The sequence below is a fragment of the Streptomyces sp. L-9-10 genome, assembly GCF_004151105.1.
Lineage (GTDB): Bacteria > Actinomycetota > Actinomycetes > Streptomycetales > Streptomycetaceae > Streptomyces.
The window spans coordinates 1-8,733 of the sequence record NZ_PHRF01000125.1 but is presented as its reverse complement, the minus strand read 5'-3'; the positions used below and the strand labels follow the sequence as shown (position 1 = coordinate 8,733).

Annotated in this window: 6 protein-coding genes; 3 read left to right on the top strand and 3 right to left on the bottom strand. The window is 71.1% G+C overall.

What is annotated here, in order from left to right; translation table 11 throughout:
• On the bottom strand, window positions 1–1,025 hold a 1,025-nt coding region (locus CU044_RS38810), incomplete at its 3' end, for a sigma-70 family RNA polymerase sigma factor (protein WP_275670233.1).
• Between the two features lie 675 nt (window positions 1,026–1,700).
• Complete coding sequence (locus tag CU044_RS29240; RefSeq protein ID WP_240045914.1) at window positions 1,701–2,633, bottom strand: TetR/AcrR family transcriptional regulator; 933 nt, start codon at window positions 2,631–2,633, stop codon at window positions 1,701–1,703.
• Window positions 2,634–2,966: 333 nt separating this feature from the next.
• Here CU044_RS29240 and CU044_RS29235 point away from each other — a divergent pair, with 333 nt between their 5' ends.
• Window positions 2,967–4,355, top strand: a complete 1,389-nt coding sequence (locus CU044_RS29235; RefSeq protein WP_129771771.1) for an FAD-dependent oxidoreductase — start codon at window positions 2,967–2,969, stop codon at window positions 4,353–4,355.
• 183 nt (window positions 4,356–4,538) lie between these two features.
• Window positions 4,539–6,308 (top strand): ATP-binding SpoIIE family protein phosphatase, encoded by a 1,770-nt coding sequence (locus CU044_RS29230; RefSeq protein ID WP_129771770.1) that lies wholly within the window; start codon window positions 4,539–4,541, stop codon window positions 6,306–6,308.
• Window positions 6,309–6,345: 37 nt separating this feature from the next.
• On the opposite strand, the gene CU044_RS29225 is transcribed toward CU044_RS29230, so the two are convergent.
• Complete coding sequence (locus CU044_RS29225) at window positions 6,346–7,647, bottom strand: MFS transporter (protein ID WP_193564106.1); 1,302 nt, start codon at window positions 7,645–7,647, stop codon at window positions 6,346–6,348.
• Window positions 7,648–7,779: 132 nt separating this feature from the next.
• Here CU044_RS29225 and CU044_RS29220 point away from each other — a divergent pair, with 132 nt between their 5' ends.
• Window positions 7,780–8,346, top strand: a complete 567-nt coding sequence (locus CU044_RS29220) for a MarR family transcriptional regulator (RefSeq protein ID WP_129771768.1) — start codon at window positions 7,780–7,782, stop codon at window positions 8,344–8,346.
• The last annotated feature ends 387 nt before the right edge of the window (window positions 8,347–8,733 follow it).

Genomic DNA, 8,733 nt, shown 5'->3' with positions numbered 1-8,733 from the left:
CCGCCCGCGGCCCCACTGGCTGCCCCGCCCGCGACTCCGCCCGCTGCCCCGCCGGACGCTCCGGCGGCGGCGCCCCCCGAGGCACCGGTCGCGGCAGCGGCGGCACCGGCGCCCGTCGCGCCCACGGCGGCGCCCGCCACGATCCCGGCCGCCTTCAGCGAGTAGCCGGCGGCGAACCACCCGATCACCGCGATCGGCAGGACCACCACGGCCGGGATCTCGGCGTTGAACTGGGCCAGCTCGCCCGCCGCGAGGCGGCACTTGACGCACTCGTCCAGATGCTTGCGCAGCCCGCGTTCGGCACGCATCCGCAGCCCGCCGCGCGCATACGCCCCGAGCCGGTCCGCGTACTGGGAACAGTCGCCCTCCGCGATGAGCGCCGAGTTCACATGGGCCTGTAGATACGCCTGCTTGAGGCCCTCGCGCGCCCGGCTGGCCAGCACGGCCGTGGCATTGGCGGACAGCCCGAAGAGCGGCGCGACCTCGCTCGGCGACTCCTCCTCCACCGTGGTGTGCCAGAGCACGGCCTGCCAGCGCTCGGGCAGGCTGCGGAACGCCTGCATGGCCATGGACTGCTCGGCCTCGCGCATCGCCAGGACGTCCGCGCCCAGATCGAGGGCGTCCGCGTCCGAGACCTCGGAGGCGCGCACGGCCTGTGCCGCGAACACCGCGAAGTCCTCGACCAGTTGCTCCCGTTTCGCGGACTTCGCCCAGGAAGCGGCCACGCGCCGTACGGTCGTCATCAGATAGGCGCGCACCGCCTGCTCGGGCCCGGCTCCGCCCCGTACCGCCTGCAAGGTACGGGCGAACACCTCGGCCGTCAGGTCTTCGGCGGTATGCGCGTCACGGCAGCAGGAGCGGGCGTAACGGCGCACCGATTGCGCGTGCCTGCGGAACAGCTCCTCGTACGCGTGGTCGTCGCCGGCCCGCATCCGCTGGATCAGATCGGCGTCCGACAGGGGCCGCCCGGCAGCGGGCAGTTCGAGTGTCCGCTGATCCACGGACCGATCCGCGGCCTGATCCATGGACCGACCGACGGACCGATCCGCAGCCTGATCAACGGACCGATCCACGACTGGTTCTGCGGGCTGCTCCACGGGAGGACCGCTGCTCCGTTCACGCTGCGGCGGCACGCTGGTCTCCGCCTCCGTGGGCCCGCTCGCACCGGCCGGGCCGACGGCGCCACCGGTCGACGGACGCGGCATACGGGCCCCGGCGCCGGAACCGCCCGGGTCGCCCGGACCGCCCGGGACGCCAGGACCGCCCGGGTCGCCCGGACCTCCACGACCCGTACGTGCCCCCGAACTCCCGGGCCCCGGCGCCCTTTTGGGTCCGCCCTGGCTCGGCACCTGCCGTGCGGACGCCCCTTCGGGTCCCGCACCGCCCTCGGTGGCGCCGCCGGTTCCTCCGCCGGTTCCGCCGCCTCGAAGCGGCCTGTCCCGTCCGTCACCCTTCATCGCGGAAGCCCCCGTACGCACCCCTCTGACCCGAACACCGGGCCAGCGTGCCACAGCGCGCCGCGCCGCCCCGGGCCTTCCCGCCCGGCAACCACTCATCCGGGGCGGTTTCCCAGACGATCGCTTTAATCTTCACCCTTTCGGGGAAGGATCAAGGGCGTTTATCGGTAAGCCTGTTCGAGGCAAGACAGGACGGTCACGAGGGCCGGACGGACCCTCGTGACCGGACGTACGGACCTCGCCTTACGCGGGCCGGGACCGCAGCCCCTCCAGCAGGATGTCCAGCAGCCGTGCCGAGGCCGCCGCCTGATGCGCGGCGTCCGGCAGCGCGGGAGCGGGCGTGGCTATCACCAGCAGCACGTCGGCCACGGTCACATCGCCCCGCAGCTCGCCCGCCGCCCGCGCCCGCTCCACCAGTTGCCCGACGACTTCCAGCAGTTCAATGGCGCCCGGGTCGTCCAGGTCCTCCGCCGACAACCGCTGTCCGACCACCCGCAGCTCGGGCCGGCCGGCCTGCCGCTGCTGCGGCACCCGCGCCTCGTCCGGCGCGACCCGTCCCGTCACCGTGTCCGGCGCGACCCGTCCCGCCACCGCTTCCGGCGCGACCCGTCCCACCGACTCGTCCTCGGCGTCCGCGCCCACCCGCAGCACCTGCGGAGGCAGCAGCCGTCCCGCGCCCGACGCCACCGAGGTGCGCAGGAAGCGGGAGAGAGCCGACCATGGCTCGTCCTCCTGCCCCAGTGCCGTACGCGCCTGGTCCGTCAGCCGGGACGTCTCCTCCTCGGCTATCCGCCTGACCAGAACGTCCTTGCTCGGGAACCGCCGGTAGACCGTACCGACCCCGACCCTGGCCCGGCGCGCCACGTCTTCCATCGGCGCCCCGTACCCCAGCTCGCCGAACACCTCGCGAGCCGCCCGCAGTACATGCTCCAGATTGCGCTGTGCGTCCACGCGGAGCGGCGCCGAGCGGCCCGTCCCTCCGGAACCCGGTCCTCCGGATCCTGGCCCTCCGGAGCCCGTCACTGCGGACCCCGGCCCTCCGCTTCCACCCGTACCTGCCGTGCCCACGGCGGCACCTACTGTGCCCGCCGCGCCTGCTCTGTCCGCAGTCGTGCTCGTTCTTCCGCCGTCGTCCGAAACGACGGCAGCCTGCCGATGCGAATCCTGAATGTGCATAGCGTTCCCCCGGTAATGATGTCTCCCCCCGGAGACTCCCCGCCCTGACAGCCGAGGTCGCGGTCCAGTCACGAGCCGGACACCCCGACGAGGTACGAACATAGTTGAGCCCGGGTCAATTCAGAAGGGGGTGGTTCCGCACGGAGCGCCCCCCGATCGGAGCAAGGACCGGAAGGTGCCTGATTCACCCCCCTCCCACCCCCGCCCGCGCCCGCGCTGACCTGCGTTCCTCCGGCAATCCCCGCGCTTTTTCCCGCGCGGGACCGCGAACGGCCTCCCGTCACACAATCTGTCGCGCCTGTGGACAAACACCGGGGCCCGTTGCGTCATGGGATGGTGAAGGCTGAGAACTCCCGGGGGACGACCCCCGCTCCCTCGCCCGCCACGCGCGTTCTCGTGGTCGGCGGCGGCTATGTCGGGATGTACACCGCGCTGCGTCTCCAGCAGAAGCTGAAGAGCGGCGAGGCCGAAGTCGTCGTGGTGTCGCCCGACCCATATATGACGTATCAGCCGTTCCTGCCGGAGGCGGCGGCCGGAAACATCTCTCCCCGCCATGTCGTGGTCCCGCTCCGGCGAGTGCTGCCCGGCTGCACGATCCTCATCGGCGAGGCCACGGCCATCGACCACGCCAAGCGCACCGCCACCCTGCGGACCCTCGGCTCCGAGGAGGAGGGAACCGGCACCGTCGAGTTCACCTACGACGAACTCGTCCTCGCGCCGGGCTCCGTCTCCCGTACCCTCCCCATCCCCGGTCTGGCCGACCACGGCATCGGCTTCAAGACCGTCGAGGAGGCCATCGGGCTGCGCAACCACGTCATCGAGCAGATGGACATCGCCTCCTCCACCCGCGACCCCGCGATCCGCGACGCCGCACTGACCTTCGTCTTCGTCGGCGGCGGATACGCGGGCGTCGAGGCGCTCGCCGAACTGGAGGACATGGCGCGCTACGCCTCGCGGTACTACCACAACATCAAGGCCGACGACATGAAGTGGATCCTCGTCGAGGCCACCGGCAAGATCCTTCCCGAGGTCGGCGAGGAGATGGGCACCTACGCCGTACGCGAGCTGCGCGCCCGCAATATCGACGTACGGCTCGACACCCGCCTGGAGTCCTGCGAGGACCGGGTCGCCGTACTGAGCGACGGCGCCCGCTTCCGCACCCGTACGGTCGTCTGGACCGCCGGCGTCAAACCGCACCCGATCCTCGCCGCCGCCGATCTGCCGCTGAACGAACGGGGCCGCCTCCTCTGTACGGCGAAGCTCTCCGTCGACGGCGTCGAGCACGCCTGGGCGGCAGGCGACGCGGCGGCCGTCCCCGATCTGACGGCGGACGAGCCCGGCACGGAGTGCGCGCCCAACGCCCAGCACGCGCTGCGCCAGGCCAAGGTCCTCGCCGAGAACATCGTCGCTTCCCTGCGCGGCGAACCCCTTCAGGACTACCGTCACGCCTACGCGGGCTCGGTCGCGTCCCTCGGTCTCCACAAGGGTGTGGCGCATGTCTACGGCCGTAAGCTGAAGGGCTATCCGGCCTGGCTGATGCACCGCGTGTACCACCTCAGCCGCGTCCCCACCTTCAACAGGAAGGCCCGCGTCCTCGCGGAATGGACCCTTTCCGGGCTCTTCAAACGGGAGATCGTCTCCCTCGGTTCGCTGGAGCACCCGCGCGCCGAATTCGAACTCGCCGCAGGAGGCGAACGTCCCGAACGCCCCAAGGACACGTAGAAGACGCGACTGGCCCCGTGGTCAGTGCGGTCGGCCACACTGGACGTGTGACCATAGGTGGGTTCACATCTGCACAGAGAGTGATCCGGCCCGCTCGGCGCAATCCGGCCCCGACGACCTGCCCCGGCTCGACCAGCCCGGCCAAGACGAACAGCACATCGACACCATGAGGCCTGAGATTCCGTGAACTTCACGCGTTGGAGCGCCCGGCTCCCCGGTACGCAACGCCGCGCCGCCGGGCGAACGGGCCGCGGTTCCGTGCCCGCGGCCCGTGGTGAGTACGAGCAGCGGCCCGACCCCGAACCCGACCCGGAACCTGTGACGGACGTTCCCGCCCTCGAAGACCTCTCCCTGCGGGAAATCCTCGGCGGACTGCCCGCCCTGGTCGCCCTGCTGTACGGCCCCGAGCACCGCGTGGCGTATGTGAACGACGCGTACGCCGCCGCCTTCGGCCCGCGCCCGCTCGGCGCCACGGCCGCCGCGAGCTGCCCCGAGCTGGCGGAACTCGGGCTGTTCCCGCTGCTCGACCAGGTGCTCCGCAGCGGAAAGCCGCGCACGGTCAAGTCACGCAAGGTCCAGGTCCGCGGCCGGCAGAAGGAACAGGCCAAGGAGCACGGCAAGGAGCAGGCCGCCAAGGCACAGGCGACCAAGGGACAGGCGGCCAAGGGACAGGCCGCCAAGGGGCAGGGCAAGGAACAGGTCGACGGCGGTGCCCAGGAAGGCTCGTACACCGTCACGTGCACCCCGGTCGACTGCCAGGGCTCCGGCGGCGTCCTCGTCTTCGCCGCCGATGTCACCGACCACGCAGAGGCGGCCGACCGCCTTCGCACCAGCGAGCGCGGACACCGCCGGACCGCGGTCACCCTCCAGCGCTCCCTGCTCCCGCAGGAACTGGAGCAGCCCGACGATCTCCGCGTCGCCGCCACCTACCAGCCGGGCGGCGAGGACGCGGCGGTCGGCGGCGACTGGTACGACGTGATCACGCTCGGCGCCGGGCGTACGGCCCTGGTCATCGGCGACGTCATGGGCCGGGGCGTGCGCGCCGCCGCCGTCATGGGCCAGCTGCGTACGGCCGTCCGCGCCTACGCACGGCTCGATCTCCCGCCGCACGAAGTGCTCCAGCTGCTCGACGGACTCGCCGCGGAGATCGACGCCAGCCAGATCGCCACCTGCGTCTACGCCGTCCACGACCCCAACGAGGGGCGGCTCGTCTACGCGTCCGCCGGCCATCTCCCGATCCTGGTACGGGCGGAGGACGGCTCGGTCCAGCGCGCGGCGGACCCGACGGGCCCGCCGCTCGGCACCGGCGGCTGGCTGCACTCCTCCGGCTCCATCCCGCTCCCGCCCGGTTCCACGGCCGTCCTCTACACCGACGGCCTGGTCGAGCGGCGCGGCGAGGACATCGACGAGGGCGTCGCCTCCCTGGAACGCGCGCTCTCCGGCGCGAAGGGGTCACCCCAGGTCGTCTGCGACCGGCTGATCCGCTCCCAGGGCGTCACGGCCGACCATGACGACGATGTCGCGGTGCTCGTCCTGCAACACCCCTCCCGCACCGGCCCGGACGCGGAGCTGTTCCACAACGCCGCGCTCGATCTGCTCGGCGGCATCGAGGCGGCCCCGCGCGCCCGCGCCTTCGCCATGGGGGTGCTCGCCTCCTGGCGCTTCCCCGTCGAGCTGCGCGATCTGGGCGTGCTGGCCACCAGCGAACTGGTGGCGAATTCCCTACAGCACGGCACGCCGCCCATGCGTCTCAGACTCCGCCGTACCGACCGCCGGCTGATCATCGAGGTGACGGACGGGGACGACCATCTGCCGCGCCGCCGCCGCGCCGAACCGGCGGACGAGGCGGGCCGCGGAATCTCGATCGTCGCGACGATCGCCTCGTCCTGGGGATCACGCCGTACACCGGGCGGCGGCAAGGCGGTGTGGTGCGAGTTCGCACTGCCGCACTGACCGCCCGTTCACCGGAAAGGGATGAAGGGACGAGGGGTCAGCGCGTCGGCGCCAGGGCGGCCTCGGTCCCGGTCTCGGGCTGGTGCCGGACGACCACGCGTGAGGCGGACGCGAGCGAGGGCTGGTCCTGTACGGGGGTGAGCTGCCGCCCCAGCCGGAGGGCCAGCGCGGTGATGCCGAGCGAGAACAGCACGAACGTCACGATGTACGGGCCGTGCAGCGCGGCCCCCATGGGACCGCCCACGGCAGGACCGACTGCCAGGGCGAGCTGCTTGACCAGCGCGAACGCCGAGTTGTACTGCCCGACCATCGACGCCGGAGCCAGGTCGGCCACCAGCGGGGCCACGGTCGGCGACAGCATCGCCTCACCGAGCCCGAACAGCGCGTACGTCGAGATGAAGGCGACCGTCGCCATCAGCTGACTGCCGTGCCCGAGCCCCGCGTACCCCGCGATGACCCAGGCGAGCGCCCAGATCAGCCCGACGGCCGCGACCACCCGGCTGCGCTTGCGGCGCTCGACCAGCCGCAACACCACGAACTGCGCGATCACGATCACCGCCGTGTTGGCGGCCAGCGCGATCCCGAGCGTCGACGGATCGATTCCGGCCGCCTCGGTGCCGTAGGCGGCGAGCCCCGACTCGAACTGCCCGTAGCAGGCGAAGAACAGCACGAACCCCAGCACACACAGCTGGAGCATGGCCCGGTGGCTCAGCAGCGCCCGCATTCCGCCACCCCGACCGCCGTCAACGGCGTCCTGGGGTACGGCACCCGCGAGGGCGCCCGGCCGGGGCAGCCGGACGGTCAGGGCGATGCCCGCCAGGACGAGGAACATCACGGCCTCGATGGAGAACAGCAGCATGAAGCTTCCCGGCCTGTTCTCGTCGACGAGCTGCCCGCCGATCAGCCCGCCGACCCCGAGCCCCAGATTCGCCAGGAAGAACTGTGTCGCGAACGCCCGTGTCCGTGTCGTGGGCGACGAGCACCAGACGATCATCGTGGCCAGGGCCGGCTGCATGACGGCCGTACCGGCACCGAGAAGCGTGGCCGACAGCACGGCCGCCGGGACGCTCCCGGACACCCCCATGGCCAGCGCGCCCACGGACGCCAGTACCGCGCCGCCCACCAGTACGGGCAGCGGCCCGCGCCGGTCGATGACCCGGCCGGTGAACGGCAGGACGACCAGTGCCGCCATGGCGAAGACCGCCAGCACGGCACCGGCCGTACCCGCGCCCAGGTCCCGTACCTGAGCCACATACACATAGAGGTACGGAACCGTGAACCCCAGCCCGAACGCACTCAGCGCGTTCCCTGCCTGGATCCGGCGCATCGCAGCGCCCATCGCCCTGGTCACACTCACCTGCCTCAGAAATCGAAGAACTGAAGTCTCAAGACTTCAAAGCTAAAGTTAGGGTCTTAACAATACACACCGAAGGACTTCAACGCCAACAGAGATGCGTGGCATACTGCCCCGATGTCCGACACCCCCGAGAAACCCGGTACGCCTGGCCCCCAGGAGCCGAGCCTCGACGAGCAGATCGCCGCCTATCAGCGCGAGTTCCGGGATCTCGACCCCCAGGTCGAGCAGATCGTCTCGGCGCTCGGCCGGCTGAACCGCCGTATGCAGGTGGCGTACGGCAGGCAGGTCTCCGACCTCGGTATCAGCAACGCCGAGTGGGAGGTCCTCAAGACCCTCGTGCTCGCCGGAGCCCCCTACCGCCTGGGCCCCGGCGAACTCGCCAAGCGCCTCGGTCTCACGCCGGCGGCCATGACCCACCGCATCGACCGCATGGCGGGCGAGGGCCTGGTCACCCGCGACCGCGACGAGAACAACCGCGTCCGCGTGATCGTGGAGCTGACGGACGAGGGCCGTACGAAGTGGCTCGCCGCGATGAGGATGGCCTCCGAGTTCGAGGAGGAGCTGCTCCAGGACCTGTCAGGGGACGAACGCGGAGTCCTCGGCGAGATGCTGATCCGCCTCCTGCGCCGCGTGGAACACGCCCAGCCGGACGCGGGCGGACGCCTGAAGGACCTGGACTAGGACTGGGGCGGATGCGGGCGGGGGTGCGGGGGTTGAGGTTGAGGCGGGGTTGGTTTGACAGGCCCCCGGCCGGTCCGTAAGGTTCTTCGAGTTGTCACGGGGCCGGAACGGTTCTGCGACAGCCACTCCCGCCGCAGCAGCGGCACCCAAACTCAGCACGATCTCCCAGCCGGGATGAATTTCGGCATGCCGAAATTAATTTCGAAGACTCGATTATGAGTCGTCTGCGGAATCCGCTAGAGTCTGGGACGTCGGAACGGCCCAACAGCCGGGATGACAAGCCCACTTCGACTGGGAATCAGGCCCGAAAGGATCTGATAGAGTCGGAATCGCCGGAAAGGGAAACGCGAAAGCGGAAAACTGGAAGGCGGCCCCGCTCCGACGGGG

What these genes read in the sequence shown, in the direction of transcription:
- CU044_RS29240 (WP_240045914.1), bottom strand. Translation starts at nt 2,633, where the DNA reads ATGCACATTCAGGATTCGCATCGGCAGGCTGCCGTCGTTTCGGACGAC.
- CU044_RS29235 (WP_129771771.1), top strand. Translation starts at nt 2,967, where the DNA reads ATGGTGAAGGCTGAGAACTCCCGGGGGACGACCCCCGCTCCCTCGCCC.
- CU044_RS29225 (WP_193564106.1), bottom strand. Translation starts at nt 7,647, where the DNA reads ATGGGCGCTGCGATGCGCCGGATCCAGGCAGGGAACGCGCTGAGTGCG.
- CU044_RS29220 (WP_129771768.1), top strand. Translation starts at nt 7,780, where the DNA reads ATGTCCGACACCCCCGAGAAACCCGGTACGCCTGGCCCCCAGGAGCCG.